The organism is Klebsiella sp. 141240, assembly GCF_050600805.1.
GTDB lineage: Bacteria > Pseudomonadota > Gammaproteobacteria > Enterobacterales > Enterobacteriaceae > Klebsiella > Klebsiella aerogenes.
The window spans coordinates 191,329-217,501 of sequence record NZ_JAQIRK010000006.1; the positions used below are offsets into that span (position 1 = coordinate 191,329).

24 protein-coding genes and 1 other annotated feature are annotated in these 26,173 nt (G+C 56.1%); of the genes, 4 read left to right on the forward strand and 20 right to left on the reverse strand.

Going from position 1 to position 26,173, the window contains the following annotated elements; genetic code table 11:
• Window positions 1–142 precede the first annotated feature (142 nt).
• Entirely contained in the window at window positions 143–1,327 is a 1,185-nt protein-coding gene (gene emrD, locus PGQ95_RS13745; protein ID WP_047044642.1) for a multidrug efflux MFS transporter EmrD, read from the forward strand.
• Window positions 1,328–1,362: 35 nt separating this feature from the next.
• On the opposite strand, the gene dsdC is transcribed toward emrD, so the two are convergent.
• Window positions 1,363–2,286 (reverse strand): DNA-binding transcriptional regulator DsdC, encoded by a 924-nt coding sequence (gene dsdC / locus PGQ95_RS13750; protein WP_213794868.1) that lies wholly within the window; start codon window positions 2,284–2,286, stop codon window positions 1,363–1,365.
• 223 nt (window positions 2,287–2,509) lie between these two features.
• Between dsdC and dsdX the strand changes: the two genes are divergently transcribed.
• Both dsdX and dsdA read left to right on the forward strand, forming a co-directional pair.
• The gene (gene dsdX / locus PGQ95_RS13755; RefSeq protein WP_045389052.1) at window positions 2,510–3,847 is read left to right on the forward strand and encodes a D-serine transporter DsdX; all 1,338 of its coding nucleotides are present in this window, start codon (window positions 2,510–2,512) and stop codon (window positions 3,845–3,847) included.
• Window positions 3,848–3,863: 16 nt separating this feature from the next.
• Window positions 3,864–5,192, forward strand: a complete 1,329-nt coding sequence (gene dsdA / locus PGQ95_RS13760) for a D-serine ammonia-lyase (RefSeq protein ID WP_430918424.1) — start codon at window positions 3,864–3,866, stop codon at window positions 5,190–5,192.
• Here the strand turns inward: dsdA and PGQ95_RS13765 are convergent.
• The 6 genes from PGQ95_RS13765 to ibpA form a co-directional block, all read right to left on the reverse strand.
• Window positions 5,189–5,677, reverse strand: coding sequence for a hypothetical protein (locus tag PGQ95_RS13765; protein ID WP_047044633.1), 489 nt, complete (start codon window positions 5,675–5,677; stop codon window positions 5,189–5,191). The genes dsdA and PGQ95_RS13765 overlap by 4 nt on opposite strands.
• Window positions 5,674–6,036 (reverse strand): DUF202 domain-containing protein, encoded by a 363-nt coding sequence (locus PGQ95_RS13770; RefSeq protein WP_015703888.1) that lies wholly within the window; start codon window positions 6,034–6,036, stop codon window positions 5,674–5,676. Before PGQ95_RS13770 ends, PGQ95_RS13765 begins: the two co-directional genes overlap by 4 nt.
• Window positions 6,026–6,373 carry a YidH family protein gene (locus tag PGQ95_RS13775; protein ID WP_015369053.1) on the reverse strand — a complete coding sequence of 116 codons (348 nt, stop codon included), beginning with the start codon at window positions 6,371–6,373 and terminating at the stop codon, window positions 6,026–6,028. The genes PGQ95_RS13770 and PGQ95_RS13775 overlap by 11 nt, the downstream gene beginning before the upstream one ends.
• Before the next feature lie 100 nt (window positions 6,374–6,473).
• On the reverse strand, window positions 6,474–8,135 hold the full coding sequence (locus tag PGQ95_RS13780; protein ID WP_045395952.1) for a putative transporter: 1,662 nt from the start codon (window positions 8,133–8,135) through the stop codon (window positions 6,474–6,476).
• A gap of 123 nt (window positions 8,136–8,258) precedes the next feature.
• A complete protein-coding gene (gene ibpB / locus PGQ95_RS13785; protein WP_015369047.1) occupies window positions 8,259–8,687 on the reverse strand; it encodes a small heat shock chaperone IbpB in 429 nt (142 codons plus the stop codon).
• A 116-nt stretch (window positions 8,688–8,803) separates the two neighbouring features.
• Window positions 8,804–9,217 (reverse strand): small heat shock chaperone IbpA, encoded by a 414-nt coding sequence (gene ibpA, locus PGQ95_RS13790; RefSeq protein ID WP_015703892.1) that lies wholly within the window; start codon window positions 9,215–9,217, stop codon window positions 8,804–8,806.
• Window positions 9,211–9,285: a sequence feature (ROSE (Repression Of Heat Shock gene Expression) occurs in the 5'-region of heat shock genes and acts as an RNA thermometer to modulate expression.), on the reverse strand. It overlaps the preceding gene by 7 nt.
• 233 nt (window positions 9,286–9,518) lie before the next feature.
• On the opposite strand from ibpA, the gene PGQ95_RS13795 reads away from it, so the two are divergent.
• On the forward strand, window positions 9,519–9,848 hold the full coding sequence (locus PGQ95_RS13795; RefSeq protein WP_020077625.1) for a YceK/YidQ family lipoprotein: 330 nt from the start codon (window positions 9,519–9,521) through the stop codon (window positions 9,846–9,848).
• Between the two features lies 1 nt (window position 9,849).
• On the opposite strand, the gene PGQ95_RS13800 is transcribed toward PGQ95_RS13795, so the two are convergent.
• The 13 genes from PGQ95_RS13800 to dnaA all read right to left on the reverse strand — a co-directional run bounded on the left by PGQ95_RS13800 (window position 9,850) and on the right by dnaA (window position 25,897).
• A complete protein-coding gene (locus PGQ95_RS13800) occupies window positions 9,850–11,076 on the reverse strand; it encodes a DUF3748 domain-containing protein (RefSeq protein ID WP_271032431.1) in 1,227 nt (408 codons plus the stop codon).
• Between the two features lie 51 nt (window positions 11,077–11,127).
• Entirely contained in the window at window positions 11,128–12,465 is a 1,338-nt protein-coding gene (locus tag PGQ95_RS13805; protein WP_032713020.1) for an MFS transporter, read from the reverse strand.
• Between the two features lie 177 nt (window positions 12,466–12,642).
• Entirely contained in the window at window positions 12,643–13,791 is a 1,149-nt protein-coding gene (gene dgoD, locus PGQ95_RS13810; RefSeq protein WP_016946147.1) for a galactonate dehydratase, read from the reverse strand.
• Window positions 13,788–14,405 (reverse strand): 2-dehydro-3-deoxy-6-phosphogalactonate aldolase, encoded by a 618-nt coding sequence (locus PGQ95_RS13815; RefSeq protein WP_430918427.1) that lies wholly within the window; start codon window positions 14,403–14,405, stop codon window positions 13,788–13,790. Before PGQ95_RS13815 ends, dgoD begins: the two co-directional genes overlap by 4 nt.
• Entirely contained in the window at window positions 14,389–15,267 is an 879-nt protein-coding gene (locus PGQ95_RS13820; RefSeq protein WP_087858876.1) for a 2-dehydro-3-deoxygalactonokinase, read from the reverse strand. The genes PGQ95_RS13815 and PGQ95_RS13820 overlap by 17 nt, the downstream gene beginning before the upstream one ends.
• Window positions 15,264–15,953: a D-galactonate utilization transcriptional regulator DgoR gene (gene dgoR, locus PGQ95_RS13825; protein ID WP_015369039.1), complete on the reverse strand. Its 690-nt coding sequence runs from the start codon at window positions 15,951–15,953 to the stop codon at window positions 15,264–15,266. The genes PGQ95_RS13820 and dgoR overlap by 4 nt, the downstream gene beginning before the upstream one ends.
• 233 nt (window positions 15,954–16,186) lie before the next feature.
• The gene (locus tag PGQ95_RS13830) at window positions 16,187–17,323 is read right to left on the reverse strand and encodes a BamA/TamA family outer membrane protein (RefSeq protein WP_430918429.1); all 1,137 of its coding nucleotides are present in this window, start codon (window positions 17,321–17,323) and stop codon (window positions 16,187–16,189) included.
• Window positions 17,320–18,333, reverse strand: coding sequence for a hypothetical protein (locus tag PGQ95_RS13835; protein ID WP_087858874.1), 1,014 nt, complete (start codon window positions 18,331–18,333; stop codon window positions 17,320–17,322). The genes PGQ95_RS13830 and PGQ95_RS13835 overlap by 4 nt, the downstream gene beginning before the upstream one ends.
• Window positions 18,334–18,652: 319 nt before the next feature.
• Window positions 18,653–19,465, reverse strand: coding sequence for a sugar-phosphatase (gene yidA, locus PGQ95_RS13840; RefSeq protein ID WP_015369035.1), 813 nt, complete (start codon window positions 19,463–19,465; stop codon window positions 18,653–18,655).
• Window positions 19,466–19,667: 202 nt separating this feature from the next.
• Window positions 19,668–22,082: a DNA topoisomerase (ATP-hydrolyzing) subunit B gene (gyrB, locus tag PGQ95_RS13845; RefSeq protein ID WP_087858873.1), complete on the reverse strand. Its 2,415-nt coding sequence runs from the start codon at window positions 22,080–22,082 to the stop codon at window positions 19,668–19,670.
• Between the two features lie 28 nt (window positions 22,083–22,110).
• A complete protein-coding gene (gene recF / locus PGQ95_RS13850) occupies window positions 22,111–23,184 on the reverse strand; it encodes a DNA replication/repair protein RecF (RefSeq protein ID WP_015369033.1) in 1,074 nt (357 codons plus the stop codon).
• 207 nt (window positions 23,185–23,391) lie between these two features.
• Entirely contained in the window at window positions 23,392–24,492 is a 1,101-nt protein-coding gene (gene dnaN, locus PGQ95_RS13855; protein WP_045378110.1) for a DNA polymerase III subunit beta, read from the reverse strand.
• A 4-nt stretch (window positions 24,493–24,496) separates the two neighbouring features.
• The gene (gene dnaA / locus PGQ95_RS13860; protein WP_015703901.1) at window positions 24,497–25,897 is read right to left on the reverse strand and encodes a chromosomal replication initiator protein DnaA; all 1,401 of its coding nucleotides are present in this window, start codon (window positions 25,895–25,897) and stop codon (window positions 24,497–24,499) included.
• Between the last annotated feature and the right edge of the window lie 276 nt (window positions 25,898–26,173).

Sequence of the window (26,173 nt, forward strand, 5' to 3'; positions counted from 1 at the left end):
TACAAAACCTGCCTGAATTTTCCCCAACAATCGGTCCTATGTAGTTGTTCTGTCATTTTATTGTGGTAGATTCCTCCATCGTTTAAGGGGTGTGCCAGTCACATATTCTCCATTTCTCATTGCTCACGAAGTATTCATCGACATGAAACGGCATAAGAACTTCAATTTGTTGTTGATGCTGGTACTGCTGGTGGCCGTTGGCCAGATGGCGCAGACCATTTATATTCCGGCTATCGCCGACATGGCGGTATCGCTTAACGTCCGCGAAGGGGCGGTACAAAGCGTGATGGCGGCCTATCTCCTGACGTACGGCATTTCCCAGCTGTTCTACGGCCCGCTCTCCGACCGCGTGGGCCGCCGCCCGGTGATCCTTGTCGGGATGTCTATTTTTATGCTGGCAACGCTGGTTGCCATCACCACCCATAGCCTGCCGGTATTGATCGCCGCCAGCGCCATGCAGGGGATGGGTACCGGCGTCGGCGGCGTGATGGCGCGAACCCTGCCGCGCGATCTTTACGAAGGCGCGCAGCTGCGTCACGCCAACAGTTTGTTAAATATGGGAATACTGGTCAGCCCGCTGATTGCGCCGCTGCTCGGCGGTATCCTTGATACCCTGTGGAACTGGCGTGCCTGTTACGCCTTCCTGCTAGTGCTGTGCGCGGGCGTAACCTTCAGCATGGCGAAATGGATGCCGGAAACGCGCCCGCAAGGCGCGCCGCGGACGAAACTACTGGCCAGCTACAAAACGCTGTTCGGTACCGGCGCCTTTAACTGTTACCTGCTGATGCTGGTGGGCGGGTTGGCCGGGATTGCGGTGTTCGAAGCCTGTTCCGGCGTGCTGATGGGCGCGGTCCTCGGCCTAAGCAGTATGGCGGTCAGTATTCTGTTTATTCTGCCGATCCCGGCGGCGTTCTTCGGCGCGTGGTTCGCTGGCCGTCCGAATAAACGCTTCTCAACGCTGATGTGGCAGTCGGTTATCTGCTGCCTGCTGGCGGGAGTTATGATGTGGTTGCCGGGGCTATTCGGCGTTATGACCGTCTGGACACTGCTGGTGCCTGCGGCGCTGTTCTTCTTCGGCGCTGGTATGTTGTTCCCGCTGGCTACAAGCGGCGCGATGGAGCCATTTCCGTTCCTCGCCGGTACCGCTGGCGCGCTGGTTGGCGGCCTGCAGAATATCGGATCCGGCGTGCTGGCCTGGCTGTCGGCAATGATGCCGCAAACGGGGCAAAGCAGCCTCGGCCTGCTAATGATGTTAATGGGGCTGTTGATTCTGCTGTGCTGGCTGCCTCTGGCCTCGCGCTTTACCAGCCACCAGCAGCCTGTCTAAGCGCCGCTGGCGCTCCCCGGATAGCGGCTTTTGCCTTATGTCAGGCTGTGCAGCCATTCAATAAAAGCGTCGATTTTCGGCCACTGACGGCCCGGCAGGGTCGTCACATAGTAATGCTGGTGACACTTTAGCGTCATCTCGCCGAACGGCGCGATAAGCTCCCCGCTTTCTAACCGCTTCTGCACCAGCCGTTTACGCCCCATCGCTACTCCGACGTGATTCATCGCCGCAATCACCGCTAAATCAGAACGATCGAAGCCGATACCCGACGATTGCGGCAATTCAATTGCAAATTGCTGCGCCCAACTGAACCACTCATCGGTACCGGAATCATTGCTCCATGCCTGACGGTCATGTAGTAACGTGCAGTAGCGCAGATTGCCTGGATTGCGGATTATCTGCTGCTGCTGTGCGTATTTCGGCGTACATACCGGCACGATCGCTTCATCCATCAGAAAATGATGGCTTAGCTGTGATGACGGCGCATCATCAAAATAGATCGCCAGATCGATACCCGCACGCTGTAGATTGACGTTATCGTTGCCGGTGAGCACAGTCAGCGAGATGGATGGGTAGCGGCGGGTGAAATCGCCCAGCGCCGGCACCAGCCAGCATTGGGCGATCGACGGGCGCGAGTACACCGTCAGCGTGCCGGAGAGCTCCTGATTTTTAATATCCAGAATCTCCTGATTAAGGCTATCCAGCGAGGATTTCAACGCCCAGAATACCCGCCGCCCCTCGCGCGTCAACTCCACCTTGCGGTGCGAACGTATAAATAGCTGAATACCCAGCTCTTCTTCCAGCTGGTTGATGCGATGGCTAACGGCGCTCGGGGTCAGCGACAGCTCTTCCGCCGCCAGTGCAAAGGACTCATGGCGAGCCGCAACTTCAAAGGTATACAGCTTTGACAACTGCCAGCCGTTCAGCAGGCGATTACCTATCTCTTTCATTACATCCATCACGATTCCCCGCCTTTTCTTTGCCGGTAAGTGTAAAAAAAACGCAGCCGGCGCGCGCCTGAAAGATGAATAAAAGTGACCCAATACACATTTAACGGGCTATTTAAGAACCAAATCACGCTTTTGCATCAATCTGGATCACCTGAAAAGCGATTTATATCGTTTGTCAGCCTACGTCGCTTTTCTGTTCAATAACCACACGTTATTTACGGCGAGGTGGGGTATGGAATCTCAAATCTGGGTGGTAGGCACGCTATTTATCAGTATCGTGTTAATCGTTTTAACGATCGTCAAACTGAAGTTTCATCCGTTTCTGGCGCTCCTGCTGGCAAGCTTTTTCGTCGGCGCGATGATGGGCATGGGGCCGCTTGATATGGTCAACGCCATTGAGAGCGGTATTGGCGGTACGCTTGGCTTCCTGGCGGCGGTGATCGGTCTCGGTACCATCCTCGGGAAGATGATGGAAGTCTCCGGCGCGGCGGAACGCATCGGCCTGGCGCTGCAGCGCTGTCGCTGGTTGTCGGCAGACGTGATCATGGTGCTGGTTGGCCTGATCTGCGGCATTACGCTGTTTGTTGAGGTTGGCGTGGTGCTGCTGATCCCGCTGGCCTTCTCCATTGCCAAAAAAACCAATACCTCGCTGCTGAAGCTGGCCATCCCCCTGTGTACCGCGCTGATGGCGGTGCATTGCGTGGTGCCGCCGCATCCGGCCGCGCTGTTCGTGGCGAATAAACTCGGCGCAGATATCGGCACGGTCATCGTCTATGGCCTGCTGGTTGGCCTGATTGCCTCGCTGGTTGGCGGCCCATTGTTCCTCAAGCTGCTCGGCAACCGCCTGCCGTTTAAACCGGTGCCGACCGAGTTTTCCAACCTTGAAGTACGCGAAGAATCGACGCTGCCCTCGCTCGGCGCTACGCTATTTACCGTGCTGCTACCGATTGGGCTGATGCTGGTGAAAACCGTCGCTGAATTGAACATGGCTAAAGGCGGCACGCTGTATATGCTGCTGGAGTTTATCGGCAACCCCATCACCGCGATGTTTATTGCCGTTTTTGTCGCTTATTACATTCTTGGTATTCGTCGGCAGATGGGGATGGGCGTCCTGCTGACCCATACTGAAAATGGTTTCGGATCGATTGCTAATATTCTGCTGATTATTGGCGCGGGCGGCGCGTTCAACGCGATTTTGAAATCCAGCGGCCTGGCCGATAGCCTGGCGGTGATCCTCTCGAATCTGCATATGCATCCGATTCTGCTGGCCTGGCTGGTGGCCCTGATCCTTCACGCCGCCGTCGGCTCCGCTACCGTGGCCATGATGGGCGCCACCGCTATCGTCGCGCCGATGCTGCCGCTGTATCCCGGCGTAAGCCCGGAGATCATCGCTATTGCCATCGGTTCCGGCGCGATTGGCTGCACGATCGTGACGGATTCCCTGTTCTGGCTGGTGAAACAATACTGTGGCGCAAGCCTCAGCGAAACGTTCAAGTATTATACGACGGCGACATTTATCGCTTCTTTACTTGCACTCGCCGCCACCTTCCTGCTTTCTTTCATCATCTAAGCGAACGAGACGTAATATGAAAAACGCTGAACTGACCCAATTAACCGCGACTTTCCCGCTTGTGCAGGAGCTGATCGCTCTGAAAGAAACCACCTGGTTTAACCCGGCGACCACGACGCTGGCGAAAGGGTTGCCCTATGTCGGCTTGACCGCCGAAGATGTAAAAGACGCTCACGAACGCCTTCAGCGCTTCGCGCCGTATCTGGCGGAAGCCTTCCCGGAAACGGCCGCCACCGGCGGGATTATCGAATCAGAAGTGGTTGCCATTCCGGCAATGAAACGCCTCCTCGAGCAACAATTCAACCAGCCGATTCACGGCGAACTGTTACTGAAAAAAGATAGCCACCTGCCGATTTCGGGCTCCATTAAGGCGCGCGGCGGCATTTATGAAGTGCTGACCCATGCGGAAAAGCTGGCGCTGGAAGCCGGGCTGCTCACCACCTCAGATGATTATCGCAAATTGCTGACACCAGAATTCAAGCAGTTCTTCAGCCAGTACAGCATCGCCGTTGGTTCTACCGGCAACCTCGGTATGTCGATCGGCATCATGAGCGCGCGCATTGGTTTTAAGGTCACGGTACATATGTCTGCCGATGCCCGCGCATGGAAAAAGGCCAAACTGCGCAGCCACGGCGTAACGGTCGTTGAGTATGAAGAAGATTACGGCGTGGCGGTCGAACAGGGGCGCAAGGCGGCGGAATCCGACCCGAACTGCTTTTTCATCGACGACGAAAACTCGCGCACGCTGTTCCTCGGCTATGCCGTGGCCGGCGAACGCCTGAAAGCGCAGTTTGCCCGGTCAGGACGCGTGGTCGATGCCGATCACCCGCTGTTTGTCTATCTGCCATGCGGCGTTGGCGGCGGCCCCGGCGGCGTCGCATTCGGCCTGAAACTGGCGTTTGGCGACCACGTTCACTGTCTGTTCGCCGAACCGACCCATTCCCCATGCATGCTGCTCGGCATTTACACCGGGCTCCATGACCAGATTGCGGTGCAGGATTTGGGGATAGATAACCTGACCGCCGCCGATGGTTTGGCGGTCGGCCGCGCTTCCGGCTTCGTTGGCCGGGCGATGGAACGCCTGCTCGACGGCCTGTATACCCTCGACGATCAAACGATGTACGACATGCTGGGCTGGCTGGCAACGGCGGAAAACATTCGCCTTGAGCCGTCCGCACTGGCCGGGATGGCCGGACCGCAGCGCGTCTGCGCCAGTAAAGCGTATCATCAGCTACAAGGACTGAGCGACGAACAGCTACGCCACGCCACCCACCTGGTATGGGCGACCGGCGGCGGTATGGTGCCGGAAGAAGAGATGGCGCAGTATCTGGCGAAGGGGCGTTAAATCGCCCGCAGCAGCGGCATCAGTTCGCCCGGTGACCGCTGCTGTTTACGCAGATCGCGCATAACCCGCATACAGGGCGCGCTGGCGACATAGAACTGGCGGTAGCCTTCACAGAGCGGATCGTCGTCGCCTGCGCATAATCGCCGCCACGCACAGACAAAACAGGCGCTATTGGCGGCCACCTGCCGTTGTTCGCGCAGCGGTTCGCCGCACCAGATACGCAGAGTTTCCTCAAACAACGTAATCGTTATGCGGCCAATATCTTCCCGCGCCCAGATATGGAAAATGGCGCAAAGGAAGTTTCCCCACGCATTGGCATCTTCCGCTCTGAGCTGCGGAATAAAACGAACGGCGCGCACGCCCTGCGCGCGTAGCTCCCGATATAGCTGCTGCGGTTGCTGGCAGTGGTGGCGATAAACTTTCACCTCCTGCACTGCCGGTTCGTTGTGAGCGAGGGAGTGGCATTCTGTCCGACATCCTGTCATGTCACATCCTTAAGAAATAAAATGATCTGCCGTAGATGCGTTACAGCAAACAATAATGACAGCGAAAGCACTGCGAGGGAGATCAAAAATTTGTCACGAACTGCTCCCGGCTGCAAAAAATCGCTCTCGCCGACATCCATTAAATGGCGGCTACGGGTGTAGCGCCAGAGAATGATCGCCACCACTGCCAGTACGCCAATCGATATCCAGAACGCCAGCCCGGCGCTATGCCAGTTATGTTTAATCGCCAGCGCCATCAGCGCCCCGTAGCCCAGCAGAGTACGAAACCACGCCAGCGAGGTGCGCTCCGGCTGCAGACCGGGATCGCTCTCCCGCCGCGCCCGGCGTTTATCCGCCATACAGCACCAGCAGCATCACCGCCGCCACGACCGCCAGCAGCAGGACGCTAATCACCAGTAGCGTACGGGTATAGGGGAGATCCTGCTTCAGGCGCATCGCCTTTTCGTTGCTCAGCCAGCGCAGATAGCCGTACACTGCCAGCCCGCCGGCAAACAGGCATAGTAGCAACGCAAGCACTTCGCGAATAAGCGGAGTGGCAAAATCCGGCGCCAGCTGATCGAGCCCGACGCCCGCGGCGAGAAAGCCGAGCGCCGTACGGATCCACGCCAGAAAGGTGCGTTCATTGGCCAGCGAAAAGCGGTAATCCGGCGCTTCGCCAATGCGGGAAATTTTCATCAGCAGTCCTTGTTCGTCACGCAAACAGGCCACAGCATAGCCTAAATCACGAACAGGAGAGAAGAACCGGCACCCGATGGATGCCGGTATTCGGAATTCGCTAACTCAGCCCCCAGAACAGCACGGCCAGTAGCTGAGGAGTGATTATCCGCAGGAACATCACCAGCGGATAAACCGTGGCGTAGGAGAGCGCCGCCGCGCCGCTGGTGGCGTGAAGATTGTTGGCGAAGGCCAGCGCCGGCGGGTCGGTCATTGAGCCGGCCAGCATGCCGCAGAGGGTCAGATAGTTCATCTTCGCCAGTATCCGCGCCAGTATACCCACCGTCAGTAGCGGGATAGCGGTAATGAAAATACCGTAGGCTATCCAGCTAAGCCCCTCGCCGTGGAGCAGGGTGTCGACAAAATCGCCGCCGGATTTCAGCCCCACCACCGCCAGAAACAGCACGATACCGAGTTCGCGCAGCGCCAGGTTGGCGCTCGGCGGCATAAACCAGTACAGCTTGCCGATGCTGCCGATACGCCCGAGGATCAGCGCCATAATCAGCGGCCCGCCGGCTAGCCCCAGTTTCAACGCCGCCGGGAAACCGGGAATAAACAACGGAATAGACCCCAGCAGGACCCCGAGACCAATGCCGATAAACACCGGTAGCATTTGAACCTGCTGCAGCTTTTGCTGCGCGTTGCCGAGTTCATTGGCCACCGCGTCAATGGCCTGTGGACGTCCAACCAGGTTAAGAATGTCGCCAAACTGCAGGCTGGCATGGCTGCTGGCCACCAGCTCCACCCCGGCGCGATTAAGCCGCGAGATCACTACGTCATAACGTTGTTTAAAGTGCAGATCGCGGATTTTCTTCCCTAATACCTTCTCGTTAGTGACCACCACGCGTTCCACTTTGAGATCGGTACCGCGCGTTGAGAGCGAAGTCGCCACTTCTTTACCAATCACCAACTGCGCGTTGTGTAAATCTTCCGGCCGCCCGACCAGGTGCAGCAGATCGCCATGCTGGATAAGCGTACCCGGCGCCGGCACCATCAATAGCTCATCGCGCTTCAACCGCGAGCAGATAATTTTGTCGCTGTTGAGCATTGGCACATCCTGAATCGCCATATTATTTAGATTCGGGTTTTCCACCCGCACGTTAATGGTATGCAGATGAGCGTGCCCGTTACCGCTGCTCTCATCAAACTGCTGCGCCTCTTTTTCCACATTGATGCGAAAGAACAGCCGCACCAGCCACATGGTCAGCAAAATGCCGCAGATACCAAACGGGTAGGCCATCGCGTAACTCATCCCCATCTGATCGACGACATCAAACGGCAGGCCAAGATCGCGCAGGATTTGCTGCCCGGCGCCAAGCGCGGGCGTATTAGTGACCGCCCCAGAGAAGATGCCGAGAACGACCGGCAGCGGAATATTGAACAGTTTATGCAGGATCGCCGTCACCAGCCCGCCAAGTACGACGATAAGGATCGCGAACAGATTGAGCTTAAGCCCGGAGACGCGTAACGAGGCAAAAAAGCCCGGACCGACCTGAATACCGATGGTATAAACGAAGAGAATAAGGCCAAATTCCTGGATGAAATGCAGCATCGGGCTGCTCAGCGTAATCCCTGCCTGATCCACGAAGTGGCCCACGATAATGCCGCCAAACAGCACGCCGCCGATACCAAAGCCAACGCCGCGGATTTTGACATTGCCGATCCACAATCCCACCACCGCAACCAGCGCCAACACGCTGACGGTCAATGCTATATCACTCATACTATTTTCCCTGTGAATAACATTATTATTAACAGGGATTATGACTGAAGGCGGGAATACTGTATGTAGTCCCGCGCACAAAAAAGCCCCGAGTTATCGGGGCTTGAAAGCGATGTGGCTGAATTAACTATTCAGCGCCGGGCGCTCGCTAATAGCGATACGCTGCGGGGCGGCGACTTCCGGCTCGTGGCGGGTTAAGTCGATATGCAATAAGCCATTGGTAAAGGTAGCACCGGAGACTTCCATATTATCCGCGAGGGTGAAACTCAGGCTGAAGGCCTGATTCACCAGCCCCTGATGCAGCCATTTGGTCTCTTTTTCAGCGGCCTGCGGCGTGCCTTTAACGGTCAGACGCGTACCTTCCAGCTGAATATCCAAATCTTCCTGACGGAACCCGGCTACCGCGAGGGTAATGCGGTAATGGTTATCGTCGCTTTTTTCGATGTTATAGGGCGGGAAGGTTTGGCTTTCACCGGCGGTTTGCAGGGCGTTAGCCAGTTTGTCAAAACCGATCCATTGACGCAGCAGTGGGGATAAATCGTAGTTACGCATAGTGTTTTCTCCTTCTGAGAAGCGAGTAGGTACCTGCGAATTCAGCGAATTCGCATTTGCTCCCTGACGGCAAGCAAGTTGTTTATTCAGGCCGCCGCGCGGCCTGAAGCGGAAAATTAGTTAATTTCGATACGGCGCGGTTTGTTCGCTTCCGGAATCACGCGTTCCAGATCGATATACAGCAGGCCGTTGACCAGGTTAGCGCCGCGAATATGAATGTTATCGGCAAGCTGGAATTTACGCTCGAAGTTGCGTTCCGCGATCCCCTGGTACAGGTAGGTGCGCTCTTTCTGCTCGGCGGCATGGGAGCCTTTCACCACCAGAAGATTGTCTTGCGCGGTTATCTCTAATTCGCTTTCCGCAAAACCGGCGACGGCAATCGCGATGCGGTAATTGTTTTCATCCACTAATTCAACGTTATACGGAGGGTAGCCGCCGTTGCCCTGGCTTTGATTATTTTCTAACAGGTTGAACAGGCGGTCGAAACCAATAGCAGAACGATAAAGCGGGGAGAGATCGAAATTACGCATAGTAAATAGCTCCTGAAATCAGCGAGAATTCAATGGCTTTCCATCATGGACAAGCCGTTATGACCCGGAATACCCCTCAGGCGTATCCTCATTGGGTGACACTACTAAAATGGGTGTGCCCCGACGCTTTTCAAGCCCTTTTCGGCCAAATTTTTTTGCAGTTTGCTGGCGAATGCTTAGACTGGTTGCAAAGCACAAAAGGCAAAGTGCGATACTCGCCACAGTGCAGTGCAATAACGCTAGGCATTCACGGGACGGCTCGTTATAACCGAAGTAACCCCGATAAAATGACGGAAGAGTGATGAAAAGCGGATTGTTAAAGCTGGTCCTGTTCAGCGGGATGATTAGTGTGGGCGGTTGCTCCAGCGTAATGTCGCATACCGGCGGCAAGGAAGGAACCTACCCAGGCACGCGCTCCAGCGCCCATACGCTGGGCGACGACGACACCAACTGGGGCGTGAAATCGCTGGTGGCCCTCGATATGCCGTTCACCGCGGTCATGGACACGCTGCTGCTGCCGTGGGATATGTTCCGCACCGACAGCTCGGTAAAATCGCGCGTCGAGAAAAGCGAGCAGGAGACGCTGGCGACCAACTCCGTGATCCCGCCAGCGCCAATGCCTTCGCGCTAAGCTAGCGCTGCGTTTCGGTTATCCACAACTGGCGATAACCGTCGACGTCTTCCATCCACGCCAGGTATTTGCCATCCGGCGAAAATACGACGGCATCCGCGGACGGCGGATTTTCGCGATCGGTCGTCAAATAACTTACCGCGCCGCTGCGGGCATCGCAGAGCGCGATTTTGTTTTCTACCACGCATCCCAGCCACGCGCCCGATGGATGCCAGTTAAACGCCGACTGAATCCCCGTAGCAGTATGTGTTAACTGACGCGGCTCGCCGCCCGCAGGCGCGATAAGCCACAGCTGTACAACGCCTGCGTCATCACGCATCAGAAAGGCGATCTCGGTGGCCTGCGGATTGGCTCGTACCCAATGGCGCGGTACATTCACCAGCCCCGGATAGCGGCGCTGGTGGGTATAGGTCAAACGACGCTGGCTGACGCCTGCCGGCGGCGCGGGCATCGTCGTTGCACTACCGGCCAGCGGCATATCGCCCTGCCGCTTCCAGCCCGCCTCATCCCGCGGCAGCGTCACAATAAACAGTTCAGGCACTTTGTCGCCGTTTTCCGCCAGCGTATCGCCGATAAACGCTAATGCATGATTGCCGACCCACCCCTCTTCATAAGCGCGATTGATCTCATCGCTGCCCGGCAATGGGTTCGCCGTGGTACGGCTCACCAGCACGCACCAGTGGCTGCCGGCATATTCGCGGGGATGGGCGCCCTGCGGGCTCACCGGGCCATAGGGCGCGGCTACGCCAACGTTGCGCAGATCCAGCGCCGGATCGTATTCGTGAAGTACGTGGTCGTTATACGTGAAGCTAACGAACTGGCCGTCTGGGCTGAAGACATGAACGTGGCTGCCGCCGCGCAGCGCGCCGGGGGTATAAGGCGCGGTAATATCCAGCGCATCAAGATTGCGGGTTTCACCCTGCCAGTTCACCACCCCGCGACGGTGATGAAAATCGTAATGCCAGTTGGCGTCCGGGTGTTCCGGGCCGTGAATAAAAACGTATTTATCTTGCGTCGGGTGTACGGTGACCACACCAACGCAGGCACCGTCAGCGGCGCGATAGAGCGTCTCAACGGCGCCGCTATGGATATTCACCCGCTCAATGGTCTCGCCGGTGAAAGAGGCCCCCGACGGACGGACGTCGAAAACCAGCCACTGGCTGTCCGGGGTCCAGGTATTGATATTGGTAAGCTGATGGTGACGGGGAGCAAAAGTGACTTGTTTCATGACGATACCCTGATGCGAGACTTACGTATCAGGGTATCGTATCGCCAAAATTTAGCCTACACGTTTCACATCGCCGACCAGCAGGATATAAGACAGCGCGCCTATCAGCGCCACTACGGAGATATAAACCAGCGCCGGGCCAAAGCCGTAATCCTGCGCCAGATAACCAATCACCAGCGGGACGGTGATGCCGCCCAGTCCGCCAACGAAGTTAAAGACCCCGCCGGTCAGGCCGATCAGGCGCATCGGCGCCAGGGAGGAGACCAGCGACCAGGTGATAGACGCAAAACCGTTGCCGAAGAATGCCAGCGCCATCAGCGCCATGATCCAGACGGGGTCGTTGGTATAGTTCGCCCCCATGATGCAGGTGGAGATCAGCAGCCCGCAGATAATCGGCGTTTTGCGCGCCACACCCAGCGAGTAGCCTTTTTTCACCAGCTTATCCGCCAGCCAGCCGGAGAGCAGGACGCCAAAAAACGCGGCGAGGAAGGGCACCGTGGTCATAAAGCCGGCCTTCAGAGCGGTGATGCCTTTTTCCTGGGTTAAGTAATTCGGGAACCAGGTCAGGAAGAACCACAGCGTCGAGGTAACCGCGAACTGCCCAAGGTAAACGCCAACCAGCTTACGGTGAAAGACCAGCTTCCAGTCCGCTCTGGATAATGGTTGACGCGCCTCTTTCTTCAGCGGCGCATCGCCATCCACCAGGCCGCCGCCGTCGCGGATATAGTCGAGTTCGGCTTTACTGATGCTTTTAGTCAGGCGCGGCGGTTGATAAACCTTAAACCAGATTAACGACCAGATAATGCCGATCCCGCCGGTAACGATAAATACCCAATGCCAGCTTAATAGCTCCTGGATCCAGATCAGTAGCGGCGTGAGGAAGGCCAGACCCACAAATTGCCCCGAGGTATAAAACCCAACGGCAGAGGCGCGTTCGTGTTCCGGGAACCAGCTGGTCACCATGCGGTTGTTGGTCGGGAAAGCTGGCGCTTCGAAGATGCCGGTAATGGCGCGTAAACCAATCAGCGACATTAAGCCGGTGGCGAAGCCTTGTAGCAACGTCGCGACGGACCAGCCAAATATAGCGATAAAGTAGGTAAGCCTGGATCCTACGCGGTCAAGAAACCAACCGCCTGGGATCTGGCAGAGGGTATACAGCCAGGCAAAGGCGGAAAATACATAGCCCATTTCCGCTTTGCTAATACCAAACTCCTCCTGAATATGCGCCGAGGCGACGGCGAGGTTGGCGCGGTCAACATAACAAATAACCACGGTAATAAAGATCATGATGAGCGTCAGATAACGGCGACGCCCGGTTTTTACAGCGGTAACTGAAATATCCATCGCAATCTGTCTCCAGATTTTGGGCATAGCGAAGCCGCTCACCATGCCCGGTAATTTACAGAGGGTGTTTTTGTTTTTTATTAATAACTATGTTGCGATGCGCTAAATAATTCGTGCTGGGGAAAGGCGGCAAATTTTCGCATCCCTGGGAGCATACAATAGTATGTGACCAGGGTAAGAAAATGCAGCCAACGCATCACCAGTGCGAAGTATGACGCGCATTTACCATTCGGCGACAGAGCCATCCTCATACCGCCACAACGGATTTCGCCAGTCCGGCGCATTTTTACTCAACTCAATCACGCGGGCCTCATCAATTTCCACGCCCAGCCCCGGCTTCATCAGAGGTTTAAAGAAGCCGCCTTCCATATTGAAATCTTCTTTATTTTTCACAAAATCAAGAAGTTCTGCGCCTTTGTTGTAGTGGATCCCCATGCTCTGTTCCTGGAAAACCGCGTTATGTGAAACGAAATCGACGTGCAGACAAGCCGCCAGCGCGATCGGCCCCAGCGGGCAGTGCGGCGCCAGCCCAACGTCATAGGCTTCCGCCATTCCGGCAATTTTATAGCATTCGGTAATACCGCCTGCGTGCGACAAATCGGGCTGTAAAATAGCCACCCCGCCCGCTTCCAGTACCCGTTTAAATTCAAAGCGCGAGAACATACGTTCGCCGGCGGCAATTGGAATATGCGTTTGCGCCGCCAGCCGCGGATAATATTCCGCCTGCTCGGCTAATACCGGCTCCTCAATAAATAATGGGCGATATGGCTCCAGCTCTTTAATTAATACCTTAGCCATCGGCGCGCTAACGCGGCCATGAAAATCGAGACCAAACTCAATTTCATTGCCAAACGCTTCGCGGATTTGCGCTACGGTATTCACCGCCGCATCAACCGCACGGGAATTATCGATGAGCCCCATCTCTTCGCAGCCGTTTAATTTAAAGGTGTCGAAACCAATACCGCGCAGCTTCTTAATCCCGTCAATTACTTCGGCGGGGCGGTCGCCGCCCACCCAGCTGTAGGCTTTAATTTTGTCGCGCACCAGCCCGCCCATCAGTTGCCAGACCGGGGCATTCAGGACCTTACCTTTAATATCCCATAGCGCCTGGTCAATACCGGCGATGGCGCTCATCATAATCGGGCCGCCGCGATAAAAGCCGCCGCGGTACATCACCTGCCACAGGTCGTTAATCCGCGCCGGATCCTGGCCAATCAGGTAGTCGCCAAATTCATGAACGGCCGCCTCCACCGTGCGGGCGCGCCCTTCAATCACCGGTTCGCCCCAGCCGACAATGCCTTCATCGGTTTCAATCTTCAGGAACATCCAACGCGGAGGTAAACGGTACGTGGTGATATTGGTTATTTTCATTTCACTGCCTCTCGATACGCTTTTACGAATGCGACTGCCTGCTGCGCGGTACGTTCAACCGACTGGCCGGCACGATAGAGATCGCTACCCAGCCCAGCCCCAACACAACCGGCATTAATCCACTGCGCCAGGTTTTCCGGCGTCACGCCGCCGACGGCAAAGACCGGAACCTCCGGCGGCAGCACGGCTTTTAACGCTTTGATGTAATCCGGGCCAAAAGCCGATGACGGGAAAATTTTCAGCGCCTGCGCGCCGGCATCCAGCGCGTTGAAGGCTTCGCTGGCGGTGGCGCAGCCTGGACACACGGTCATGCCGTAACCCACCGCCCGCCGGATCACTTCCGGCTGAATGTTTGGCGTCACGATCAGCCGACAGCCCATGGCCGCCAGCCTGTCGACCTGCTCCGGTTGCAGCACGGTGCCCGCGCCGATAAGCGCCTGCTCGCCGTAAGCGTCGACGACCTGCGGAATACTTTTCTCCCACTGCGGCGAGTTCAGCGGGATTTCGACCGCGTCGAAACCGGCGTCGATAACGGCGCCAACGTGAGCCAGCGCCTCGTCTGGCGTAATACCGCGCAGGATAGCGATAAGCGGAAGGTTAGTTTGCCACTGCATAAGCGATGCTCCTTATTCCTGTCTGAAATGCCGTATCGCCCGCAACCGCGGTGACTTCGCGGCCAATGGCGGCGAATGCCTGCTGATAGCGGGACGTTAACGATGACCCGGCGACGAGGCTAATAGCCTGCTTCCCGGCGAACGTGTCGCTGAGGGTGGCAACTTCAGCGCCAATCAGCAGGCCGGAAAGAAATTCGCTAACCTGCTCGCGAGGCAGCGCGCCCAGCACGTGCGAAGCGCGCACTTCAAACAGCTGCGGCAGGACAGCGGGGTTGTTGATACCGCGCTGCAGACCGGCCGCGAATGCGTCGGCGGACGTTTCCTGCGGCGGTAAGCCGGCGCCCACCAGCGAGTGCTGAAGCAACAGATGATGCAACTCACCGGTCAAAACGGTACGAAAATCGTGAATTTGCAGGCGATCGGCCAGTACCCATTTGCAGTGGGTTCCCGGCATCACGTAGACAGACGAAGGGGCTAAGGCGCGTGCGCCCAGCAGCTGCGTTTCTTCTCCGCGCATGACGTTATGGTTATCGTCACGGGAAACGCAAAGGCCGGGAATTATCCAGATATTGTCGCCAACGGCAGTTAACTGCTGGCCAATGTCCGAGAAAGCGGCAGGAAGCGGCAAATAGGGGGCGATTTTCCAGCCCACGTTGCTGCCGACCATCCCTGCCATCACCACCGGTATGGCGCCATCGCGCCAGTGTTGGGTAATTTCCGCTAACACCGCAGCGGGAGAGCGACCGTTCAGGCGCGTTACGCCCGCTTCAGATTGCCTGCTTTCCAGGCATTCTTCGCCCTGATAAAGCCAGGCGCGTAAATTCGTCGATCCCCAATCTATTGCGATGTAGCGAGCCGTCATGTGATTTCCTTGAGCCTTCGTGTCGAGCTGGCGATCATCGTCAACGCCGCCTGCTCCGCCGCGTCGCTATCCTGATGCCGAATGGCGTCAAATAGCGCTTTATGTTCCTGTAGGGTTTTTGGCATGTTGCCTTCATCGCCCATCCAGGTCCGTTCAAATACCGCCCGCTGCAGCGAACTGATCGCCACGCTAAGCTGCTGCAAAACCGGGTTATGTACTGACTGCAGCACCGCTTCGTGGTAACGAATATCGGCCTCGTTAAAGGCATCCCGGTTTTGGTTGTTGGCGATCATGTCATTGAGCGCCGACTCGATTTCCGCCAGATCGCTTGAGGTGGCGCGCTCTGCCGCCCAGCGGGCAATAGCGGGCTCGACCAGGTTGCGCACTTCACTCATCGCGCTGATAAGACGCGGGTCATAATCATTTTCCAGTACCCACTGCAGTACCTCGGTATCGAGGTAGTTCCACTGGTTTCTCGGAGCGACAAACGCGCCTCGGTAACGCTTCATTTCGATCAGCCGCTTCGCCATTAGCGAGCGAAATACTTCGCGGATGATGTTGCGCGAAGTTTCAAACTCTTCACACAGTTCCGCTTCGGCCGGTAGCGCTGAACCCGGTACGTACTTACCGCTGACAATCTGTTTGCCCAGCGTGATCACGATGCGATCGGTCTTATTGAGAGTCATGGAGAGTCCTTATGCTCTATGTGTACTGCTCTACTTTACCGTCGCTGCTGAATTTCGCCTCACTTTTGTACTACTAGCGTGATGTCAGGCATCGTCGCCATGAGCTCAATGTAGTACAACATTATTATGTTGTACTACAATTTAGATCACAAAAAGAACAATCCATAAAAATAAAAATGCCTGTGCCCACGACAAATTGAGCCGTCAAAGCAGGAAAGGAGGGTAAATAAGAGTTAGAACGCTTCGCCGACCTGGAAGTAAAAGCCGCTGCTGCCCTTACCGATACCGTAGTCGAGGCGAATATTAACGCGAGGTTTGAATTCAAAGCGGTAGCCGACGCCCGCCGAAGGTAGCCAGCGCCCATCATTCAGAGAATCAATGGATGGCCCCATGGTGCCCGCGCCGACCCAGGCAACAACGCCGTGTCGCCACGTCAACTGACGACGGTATTCCAGCTGAGAGCTGACCACGTTTTTATCGCGGTAGCGCCCCTGGTAGTAGCCGCGCATACGTTCATCGCTGCCGAGCAGCGGCATCATGCTCCACGGCACATCGCCCTGGGTGAAGGTGCCATCCGCTTCCCAGGCCAGCACGCTTTTATCGCTCAGGGCCTGATAGCGGCTATAGTGCAGGCGAAACTCATCAAAACGCGTATCGCTGCCGAGTCCCGGCGCATAATGGGTATAGCGAAAATCGGCGTACTGGCCCTTGCGTGGGTTGGGAACAAAATCGCGATCGTCCCAGTTGATATCAATACTGGCGCCGGAGCTGAATACCGACGGCCCCTGCGGGGTGTTTTCTATTTTCGGCAGATCGTCATGGTCCATCTCATCGGCATTTTGCGCCGCCAGCGACCACCCCATCCCCAGGTAGACATTATCGACGAGCTGCCGGTAGACCATCGGGCGCAGAGTCAGCACCTGGGCGGTATATTTTTCTTTCTCATTGTCTTTGTCGCCGGCGTGAAAACCTTGTCCCCAGTAGTATGTCGGCGTGTTGGCCATCGAGCCTTCAACAAATACCCGCCACAAATCGTTGTCGAAAAAAGCATAGTTTTTAACGCTGAGGCCAAACGCGCCGGTGGAGCTAACGTAGCCGCTAAGCGTCAGCGTGGAGTTCTGGCTGATGGTGTCATTTGGGTCCGGGCGATACATGCCCACAACGGCCGTACCCAATCCAAGCCCCAGCTCCGGCGTATAAAATGGCCCTGGCATGACGCCCCAGTCGATGCCTTTGCTGGCGTCGAACTTGTCGCTGGCGCCAAGGTTTTGCAACCAGCCGTCGATTTTTTCGCGGCTGAGCGCCTGCGCCTGCGCCTGCCCAAAAACAAGGCATGTTAGCAGCAGGATGGCGCTAAACGGTCGTCTCAAAAGCGATACTCGCCGGCGATAAAGAAACTGTTACGTTCGGCAAAACCAAACTCCGTAGTGATATTAAAGTTCCGGGTCATCTCATACTGCGCGCCCACCAGCACGTTCCACGGCGACTGTAGATGCTGTTTCACATCAAAGCGACCGTTACCGTTCTTGTTAGCCAGATTGACCATGTTTTGCAGCATCGTCGACGGCATCGACAGATCGTTCAGGCTGCCCTTAAATTCCTGCTGCACATCCTGATACATGCTGCCAACCCAGATATTCAGCTTCCCGTTGGGCAGATGCAGCGCATCTACCGACGGCGTATTGAAACGATAGCCCAAACGCGGCGAAAAGGTAAAAGCATCAATGCTGCCGTCGAGAATATCAAAACGCGTCTGCGTATAGTTGGCGTCTAATACCGTGAACCAGTTGCCGACGCCGCCCACCAGCGTGGTGCCAACGCCGTAAGTCGTGCCTTTAAAATCAAGGCGAAAATCAAGATCCTGCATACCTGGCATGGGCACTACTTTACCATTCGGCCCTTTCAGACCGACGGCGATTTGCGAGATTGAATGGCCTTTAGTATGTCCAACCAGGCCATAGACGTTCATAAACGGCAGCAGCCAGGCATCCAGCTTAAGGGTCTCGGTTTTACTGCTTTCCCGCGTATTACCGACGCCAATCTGGAAGGCGTTATCCAGTGAAAAATTACCTAACGATAAACCGGTAAAATTAATGCTATCGACATTAATATTTTGCCGCATATCCATATAGTTAACACCGACGCCAAACGGCAGCGGCAGGACGTAGCCGTGCTTTCTGGCTTCATCGCCTAAAAAAGGCAAGACCGACGTCGATTCCGGCGCCGCGACCTGGCTATTGTCAGGCGCGGGCAGATCCGCCGGTTCGCTACCGTGCCAAGCGTATACGGGTTCAAGTTGAGTCGTTGGTTCTGCGGCCGCGCAGGCCTGAAAAGAGAGAAAAGGCAGCGCAACCAACATCAAAAAGTGATTTTTATTCATAGGAAATATGATGTTAGTTCTTAAGAACAGAATTCATAAAATGGGGCGGGTAGCTTATAGAATCCCCTGCTCTGATTAAGGGATTTAAATGCGGATTAACATCTATTCATGAAAAAAGAGAAGACAGGCCCGGAGAATTCCGGGCCTGAGATTGATGACAAACCTCATGCAACCGTTGCACTTACAGATTGCACCAGACAAAAAACATGGAAAATCAATTTATTGATTTTCGGCTGATAACCACAAAGAAGGAAAAACCACGCTTTTTCCTTCTTTGTCAGCAGTCTGAGGCCCGGAGAATTCCGGGCCTGGAATGCACTTAGGCTAAAACGTATTTTTCAATGGCGAAGGCAACGCCATCTTCAAGGTTCGATTTAGTGACGAAATTCGCCGCTTCTTTAACGGTCGGGATGGCGTTATCCATCGCCACGCCGACGCCGGCGAATTCAATCATCGCGATATCATTTTCCTGATCGCCAATCGCCATAATTTCTTCCGGCTTGATGCCCAGCGTATCGGCCAGCGACTTCACGCCGGTGCCTTTATTGACGCGTTTATCGAGGATTTCGAGGAAGTACGGCGCACTTTTCAGCACGGTATACTTCTCTTTCACTTCCGCCGGAATACGGGCGATGGCCCGATCGAGAACGGCAGGCTCATCGATCATCATCACCTTCAGCAGCTGAATATTACGGTCCATCTTTTCTGCTTCGCAGAATACCAGCGGAATGGTCGCCACGTAGGATTCATGCACCGTGTAGTAGCTGATATCGCGGTTCGCGGTATAAAGCGTATTACGATCGAGCGCGTGGAAGTGCGAGCCAACGTCGCGAGAGAGTTGCTCAAGGAAGCGATAATCATCGTAGCTTAACGCCGTTTGCGCCACGGTGCTGCCGTCGCTGGCTTTCTGAACCAGCGCGCCGTTATAGGTGATGCAGTAGTCGCCCGGCTGTTCCATGTGCAGCTCTTTCAGGTAGCTATGGACACCAGCGTAGGGGCGGCCGGTCGTCAGCACCACGTTAACGCCGCGGGCGCGCGCTGCCGCGATGGCGGTTTTCACCGCCGGAGAAATGGTATGGTCAGGCAGCAACAGCGTGCCGTCCATATCAATTGCAATCAGTTTAATAGCCATGGGATCCCCGGGTAAGATGAGTCTTCACTCATGCTAACGCGATTCCGCTCAAAAAACAGCTCTCGCAGCGGGAGAAAACGAGGATGGATTGCGCAGGCGGATTCCCCTTTTGCCGCAAAAGAAAAACCCGGCAGCGCAACGCGTACCGGGTTTAGCAAAACCGTAGCCCCGATAGACATCATGTCACCGGGGAAATACAGGCTTAGATATCGATGTTCGCCGCTTTCAGAGCGTTCTCTTCGATAAAGGCGCGACGCGGTTCAACGGCATCGCCCATCAGGGTGGTGAACAGCTGGTCGGCGGCAATCGCATCCTTCACGGTGACGCGCAGCATGCGGCGGCTGTCCGGATCCATGGTGGTTTCCCACAGCTGATCCGGGTTCATCTCGCCCAGACCTTTATAACGCTGGATAGAGAGGCCGCGACGCGACTCTTTCACCAGCCAGTCGAGCGCCTGTTCGAAGCTGGCTACCGGCTGGCGGCGCTCGCCGCGTTCGATAAACGCGTCGTCTTCGATAAGCCCGCGCAGCTTCTCGCCGAGGGTGCAGATACGGCGGTATTCCGCGCCGGTGATGAACTCGTTATCCAGCGGGTAGTCGGTATCGACGCCGTGGGTACGCACGCGCACGATCGGCTCGAACTGCTGCAGCTCGCTGTTTTCACGAACATCAAACTTCCACTGGCTGCCGTGCTGCTCTTTTTCGTTCAGCTCGCTGATCAGCTGGTTAATCCAGCGGGTGACGGTCTGCTCGTTGCTCAGATCGGCTTCGGCCAGCGTCGGCTGATAGATAAGCTCTTTGAGCATCGCTTTCGGGAAACGGCGCTCCATGCGGCCAATCATTTTCTGCGTCGCGTTGTACTCGGCCACCAGTTTTTCCAGTGACTCGCCGGCTAAGGCCGGTGCGCTGGCGTTGGTGTGCAGGGTCGCGCCGTCGAGCGCGATGGAGATCTGGTACTGATCCATCGCTTCGTCGTCTTTAATGTACTGTTCCTGCTTGCCTTTCTTCACTTTGTACAGCGGCGGCTGAGCAATGTAAACGTGGCCGCGTTCAACGATTTCCGGCATCTGACGATAGAAGAAGGTCAACAGCAGGGTACGAATGTGCGAGCCGTCGACGTCCGCATCGGTCATGATGATGATGCTGTGATAACGCAGTTTATCCGGGTTGTACTCATCGCGGCCGATGCCGCAGCCCAGCGCGGTAATCAGCGTGGCCACTTCCTGAGAAGAGAGCATTTTATCGAAGCGGGCTTTCTCGACGTTAAGGATTTTACCCTTCAGCGGCAGGATAGCCTGATTCTTACGGTTACGGCCCTGTTTCGCAGAGCCGCCCGCGGAGTCCCCTTCCACGAGGTACAGTTCAGACAGCGCCGGGTCGCGTTCCTGGCAATCCGCCAGTTTGCCCGGCAGGCCTGCCAGGTCCAGCGCGCCTTTACGACGGGTCATTTCACGGGCGCGACGCGCGGCTTCACGCGCACGCGCGGCATCGATAATTTTGCCGACCACGATTTTCGCATCGGACGGGTTTTCCAGCAGGTATTCGCTCAGCAGTTCGTTCATCTGCTGTTCAACCGCCGATTTCACCTCAGAGGAGACCAGCTTGTCTTTGGTCTGAGAGGAGAACTTCGGATCCGGCACCTTCACGGAAACCACGGCAATCAGGCCTTCACGCGCATCGTCGCCGGTGGCGCTGACTTTCGCTTTTTTGCTGTAGCCTTCTTTATCCATGTAGGCGTTCAGGGTACGGGTCATCGCCGCGCGGAAGCCCGCCAGGTGAGTACCGCCGTCGCGCTGCGGAATGTTGTTGGTAAAGCAGTAGATGTTTTCCTGGAAACCATCGTTCCACTGCAGCGCCACTTCAACGCCGATACCGTCTTTTTCGGTGGAGAAATAGAAGATATTCGGGTGGATCGGCGTTTTATTCTTGTTGAGATACTCAACAAACGCCTTGATGCCGCCTTCGTAGTGGAAATGGTCTTCTTTGCCGTCGCGCTTATCGCGCAGGCGGATAGAGACCCCAGAGTTGAGGAACGACAGCTCGCGCAGACGTTTCGCCAGGATTTCGTATTCGAATTCAGTGACGTTGGTAAAGGTTTCCAGGCTTGGCCAGAAACGCACCATGGTACCGGTGCTTTCGGTTTCACCGGTTACCGCCAGCGGCGCCTGCGGCACGCCGTGCTCATAAATTTGTTTGTGGACTTTGTTATCGCGTTGGATAACCAGCTCCAGCTTCTGCGACAGGGCGTTAACCACCGAGACGCCTACGCCGTGCAGACCGCCGGACACTTTATAGGAGTTATCATCGAATTTACCGCCGGCGTGCAGGACGGTCATGATAACTTCCGCCGCGGAGACGCCCTCTTCCGGGTGAATGCCGGTTGGGATGCCGCGGCCGTCATCCTGTACGGAGACGGAGTTATCGCTGTGGATAGTAACAACGATGTCTTTACAGTAACCTGCGAGCGCTTCGTCGATAGCGTTATCCACAACCTCGAATACCATGTGGTGCAGACCGGTGCCGTCATCCGTGTCGCCGATATACATACCCGGGCGCTTACGCACCGCATCCAGCCCTTTCAGGACTTTGATACTGGAGGAGTCATAAGAATTCGACATCAACGTTTCTCGCTCATTTAAACTTGGGTTAATCCGTTATTTTACCCTTTTCCACGGTGAACATCTTCGAATTTTTGTCCGACATGTCCATTACGTGTTCAGCGCTGATTGCGCTGACGAAAACCTGCGATTGCGTGGCTTTTAAGCGGCTGGCAAGCAGCCCGCGCCGGGCATCGTCAAGCTCCGAGGCAAAATCATCTATCAGGTACAGGCAGCGCCGTCCGCTTTCGCGGGTCAGGAACTCGCCCTGCGCCAGTCGTAGGGCGCACATCAGCAGCTTAAGCTGCCCGCGCGACAAGGTGTCTTCCACCGGCGCCCCATCGGCGCGAATGCGAAAATCCGCTTTATGCGGACCGTGGGCGGTGTAGGTTAACATTCTGTCGCGTTCGAAATTCCGCTCCAGCACCTCGGCGTAGTCCGTTTCTTTTTCCCAGCCGCGCTGGAAAGAGAAGGTGAGGGTGAATTCCGGTAAAAATTGCTGACAGGTATCCGCCATGTCTTCGACAATAGCGGCGCTGTATTCGGCACGCCAGCGGCTGATTTGTTCCGCCAGCGGGATTAATTCCAGGTCCCACGGCCGCAGTTGCGCATAGCGGCTCACCTGGCGCAGCGCGGCGTTGCGCTGTTTCAACAGGCGCTTCAGGTTGCTCCAGGCGGTGAAGAATCCGGCTTCGTTATGAAAGCATCCCCAATCAAGGAACGCTCTTCTGTATTTGGGGCCGCCGTTGAGTAAAGTAAACCCCTCTGGCGTGATCAGCTGCATCGGCATCAGGTGCGCCAGTTCCGCCACCTTGTGGCCATCGGTGCCGTCGATACGCACTTTGCTGTCGCCCTGTTTGTCTTTGGTCAAGCCAATGGCGGTTTCGCGCTCTTCGCCCTGTAAACGCCCGTGCAGGACAAACGAATCCTGCTCGTGACGAATTACCCGGCCAATTTGCAAACTGCGAAACGCCCTGCCATGGCCGAGCGTATAGATAGCTTCCAGCACGCTGGTTTTGCCGCTGCCGTTTGCGCCAACCAGGAAGTTAAAGCTGGGGGATAAAGCGAGATCCGCATTTTCGATATTGCGGAAATCTTTGATTAGGAGTCGGGATAGCGACATATCAGCTCGTCATCATTCAAGGGGCGTGGGTGTCGCAGCCAGTTCGTCTACCGCCAGCGCGCAGAAAGCGGAGCGTACACGAAGTACGTGAGCATTTGCTCGCTCCGCTCGTCCTTCGGACCGTCTTACAGACGTCCAAAACGCATAGCGTTTTGTCGAGCACTGCCGGAAGGCGAAATGGCAAGTAAACCAGCCCCTTTGCAGATTCTACAATCTCATAGGCATGACAACGTAGGCGGCGGATTGTGAAGCCGCATCCTCAATCTGCACGCTCGATACGGAATCCGTCAGCAGTATGCGCACATTCTCGCATTTCAGCGCATTGAGCACATCCAGCACATAGCTAACGTTGAAGCCAATCTCCATCTCCGTTCCGGCGTAGGTCACGTCAAGGATCTCTTCCGCCTCTTCCTGTTCCGGGTTGTTAGCGGTGATTTTCAGCTGGTTCTCGCTGACGTACAGCCGCACGCCGCGGAATTTCTCATTCGAGAGGATTGCCGCGCGGGCGAAAGCCTGCTTGAGAATGTCGCAGCCGGCATCAAGGTGTTTATCCGGGTTTTTCGGCAATACGCGGCGATAGTCCGGGAAACGGCCATCAACCAGCTTCGAGGTGAAGATAAAATCGCCGACGTGAGCGCGGATATTGTTGCTGCCGATCTGCACGCGCAGCGGCGTATCGCCGCCGTCGAGCATACGCATCAGCTCAATCACCCCTTTACGCGGCACGATCACCGAATGGTTCGGCAGCGACTCTTCCAGCGGCATTGAACAAACCGCCAGGCGGTGGCCGTCGGTGGCGACGGTGCGCAGTTCGCTACCTTCGGTTTCAAACAGCATGCCGTTTAAGTAGTAACGAACGTCCTGGTGCGCCATCGAAAACTGGGTGGCTTCAATCAGGCGCTTCATCGTCGCCTGCGGCAGGGTAAATTCCACTTCGCTCTGCCAGTCGTCGAGATTCGGGAAATCGGCGGCAGGCAGGGTCGACAGCGAGAAGCGGCTGCGGCCGGAGCGCACCAGCATACGGTCGCCTTCAAGCTGCACGGCGATCTCCGCGCCTTCAGGCAGGCCGCGGCAGATATCAAAGAATTTACGCGCCGGAACGGTGGTGGCGCCCGCTTCGTGCGGCTGAATCAGCGACACGCGCGCGACCATTTCCATTTCCAGATCGGTACCGGTTAGCGACAGCGTGCCGTCCGCGACCTGAAGCAGCAGGTTACCGAGAATCGGCAGCGTCGGACGACCACCTAACGGACCGCTCACCTGTTGCAGCGGTTTTAATAAATGTTCACGTTCTACGGTAAATTTCATAGCGTCACGAGGATAATGTTCTGATTAAATTGGAAAAATCTTCTTTAATATCGTGGCTTTCTTCACGCAACTGCTCAATCTTACGGCAGGCGTGCAGCACGGTGGTATGGTCGCGGCCGCCAAACGCATCGCCGATTTCCGGCAGGCTGTGGTTGGTCAGCTCTTTGGCCAGCGCCATCGCCATCTGGCGTGGGCGCGCCACCGAACGGGAGCGGCGTTTGGACAGCAGGTCCGCTACCTTAATCTTGTAATACTCCGCCACCGTCTTTTGAATATTGTCGATGGTGACTAATTTTTCCTGCAGCGCCAGTAAATCGCGCAGCGCTTCGCGCACGAAATCAATAGTGATAGCCCGGCCGGTAAAGTTGGCGTTAGCAATGACGCGGTTCAGCGCCCCTTCCAGCTCACGCACGTTTGAACGCAGACGCTTGGCGATAAAGAACGCGACTTCGCCCGGCAGGCGGATGTCGTTTTCATCGGCTTTTTTCATCAGGATCGCAACACGGGTTTCCAGTTCAGGCGGCTCGATCGCCACCGTCAGGCCCCAGCCAAAGCGCGATTTCAGACGATCCTCTACGCCGTTGATCTCTTTTGGATAACGATCCGAAGTGAGGATGATCTGCTGATTACCTTCCAGCAAGGCGTTGAAGGTGTGGAAGAACTCTTCCTGTGAACGCTCTTTATTGGCGAAGAACTGAATATCATCGATCAGCAGGGCGTCAACGGAGCGGTAATAGCGTTTAAATTCTTCGATGGCGTTGTTTTGCAGGGCTTTTACCATGTCCTGCACGAAACGCTCGGAGTGCATATAAACCACTTTAGCATTTGGCTTACGCGCCACAATGCCGTTGCCGACGGCGTGCAACAGGTGGGTTTTCCCCAGACCGGTGCCGCCATAAAGGAACAGCGGGTTATACGCGCCGCCAGGGTTATCGGCCACCTGACGCGCCGCCGCGCGTGCCAGCTGGTTAGATTTACCTTCGACGAAGTTATCAAACGTATGCTTGACGTTGACGTTGGAACGGTAGGTGGGCTCTGCCGGCGCCGGAACGTTATCCCAGCCCTGACGGGCGACAGCAGGCGCGACGCGCGCGGTTTGCACCTGAGCGGCCGGGATCGCCGTGGCGACGTTGGCCGTCCCCTGGTGGGACGGCGCCGCAGGCTTCGCGCCCACTTCAAAGCGCAGTTGTGGGGCGTCCGCGCCACAAAAGTCATTGAGGAGCCCATTGATATTATTAAGGTATTTGTCCCTTACCCAATCGAGCACAAAACGGTTTGGCGCATACAGTGCCAGCGTGTTATCGCTCAGTTCCGCCTGCAATGGGCGGATCCACATGCTGAATTCTGTGGCTGGTAACTCATCCTGCAATCGGGCAAGACACTGCTGCCAAAGCGAAAGTGACACGGCGGACTCCACTCGAACATAAAATCGATATAAAAGAAAAACTGAAACAATCGTGATTGTTGGCACACGTCGCAAGACCCTGCATAAGCCGAAAAAGCCCCTGCGCAAAAGGGGTGACGTGCGAACCGCTATTTGCGGTTTTACCCGGGACGGATCCGTGGATCGCGATCGGGACCGGGGATCATAGCCTAAACTGAGAAAGAGATCTTGTGTTTCTCAACAGATTCTTCCCGATTTATCCACAGGAGGATCGAAACCGGGTAAGTGTAATCGATC

Coding starts and splice junctions, on each gene's coding strand:
- emrD (WP_047044642.1), top strand. CDS start 143: ATGAAACGGCATAAGAACTTCAATTTGTTGTTGATGCTGGTACTGCTG.
- dsdC (WP_213794868.1), bottom strand. CDS start 2,286: ATGGATGTAATGAAAGAGATAGGTAATCGCCTGCTGAACGGCTGGCAG.
- dsdX (WP_045389052.1), top strand. CDS start 2,510: ATGGAATCTCAAATCTGGGTGGTAGGCACGCTATTTATCAGTATCGTG.
- dsdA (WP_430918424.1), top strand. CDS start 3,864: ATGAAAAACGCTGAACTGACCCAATTAACCGCGACTTTCCCGCTTGTG.
- PGQ95_RS13765 (WP_047044633.1), bottom strand. CDS start 5,677: ATGACAGGATGTCGGACAGAATGCCACTCCCTCGCTCACAACGAACCG.
- PGQ95_RS13770 (WP_015703888.1), bottom strand. CDS start 6,036: ATGGCGGATAAACGCCGGGCGCGGCGGGAGAGCGATCCCGGTCTGCAG.
- PGQ95_RS13775 (WP_015369053.1), bottom strand. CDS start 6,373: ATGAAAATTTCCCGCATTGGCGAAGCGCCGGATTACCGCTTTTCGCTG.
- PGQ95_RS13780 (WP_045395952.1), bottom strand. CDS start 8,135: ATGAGTGATATAGCATTGACCGTCAGCGTGTTGGCGCTGGTTGCGGTG.
- ibpB (WP_015369047.1), bottom strand. CDS start 8,687: ATGCGTAACTACGATTTATCCCCACTGCTGCGTCAATGGATCGGTTTT.
- ibpA (WP_015703892.1), bottom strand. CDS start 9,217: ATGCGTAATTTCGATCTCTCCCCGCTTTATCGTTCTGCTATTGGTTTC.
- PGQ95_RS13795 (WP_020077625.1), top strand. CDS start 9,519: ATGAAAAGCGGATTGTTAAAGCTGGTCCTGTTCAGCGGGATGATTAGT.
- PGQ95_RS13800 (WP_271032431.1), bottom strand. CDS start 11,076: ATGAAACAAGTCACTTTTGCTCCCCGTCACCATCAGCTTACCAATATC.
- PGQ95_RS13805 (WP_032713020.1), bottom strand. CDS start 12,465: ATGGTGAGCGGCTTCGCTATGCCCAAAATCTGGAGACAGATTGCGATG.
- dgoD (WP_016946147.1), bottom strand. CDS start 13,791: ATGAAAATAACCAATATCACCACGTACCGTTTACCTCCGCGTTGGATG.
- PGQ95_RS13815 (WP_430918427.1), bottom strand. CDS start 14,405: ATGCAGTGGCAAACTAACCTTCCGCTTATCGCTATCCTGCGCGGTATT.
- PGQ95_RS13820 (WP_087858876.1), bottom strand. CDS start 15,267: ATGACGGCTCGCTACATCGCAATAGATTGGGGATCGACGAATTTACGC.
- dgoR (WP_015369039.1), bottom strand. CDS start 15,953: ATGACTCTCAATAAGACCGATCGCATCGTGATCACGCTGGGCAAACAG.
- PGQ95_RS13835 (WP_087858874.1), bottom strand. CDS start 18,333: ATGAATAAAAATCACTTTTTGATGTTGGTTGCGCTGCCTTTTCTCTCT.
- yidA (WP_015369035.1), bottom strand. CDS start 19,465: ATGGCTATTAAACTGATTGCAATTGATATGGACGGCACGCTGTTGCTG.
- gyrB (WP_087858873.1), bottom strand. CDS start 22,082: ATGTCGAATTCTTATGACTCCTCCAGTATCAAAGTCCTGAAAGGGCTG.
- recF (WP_015369033.1), bottom strand. CDS start 23,184: ATGTCGCTATCCCGACTCCTAATCAAAGATTTCCGCAATATCGAAAAT.
- dnaN (WP_045378110.1), bottom strand. CDS start 24,492: ATGAAATTTACCGTAGAACGTGAACATTTATTAAAACCGCTGCAACAG.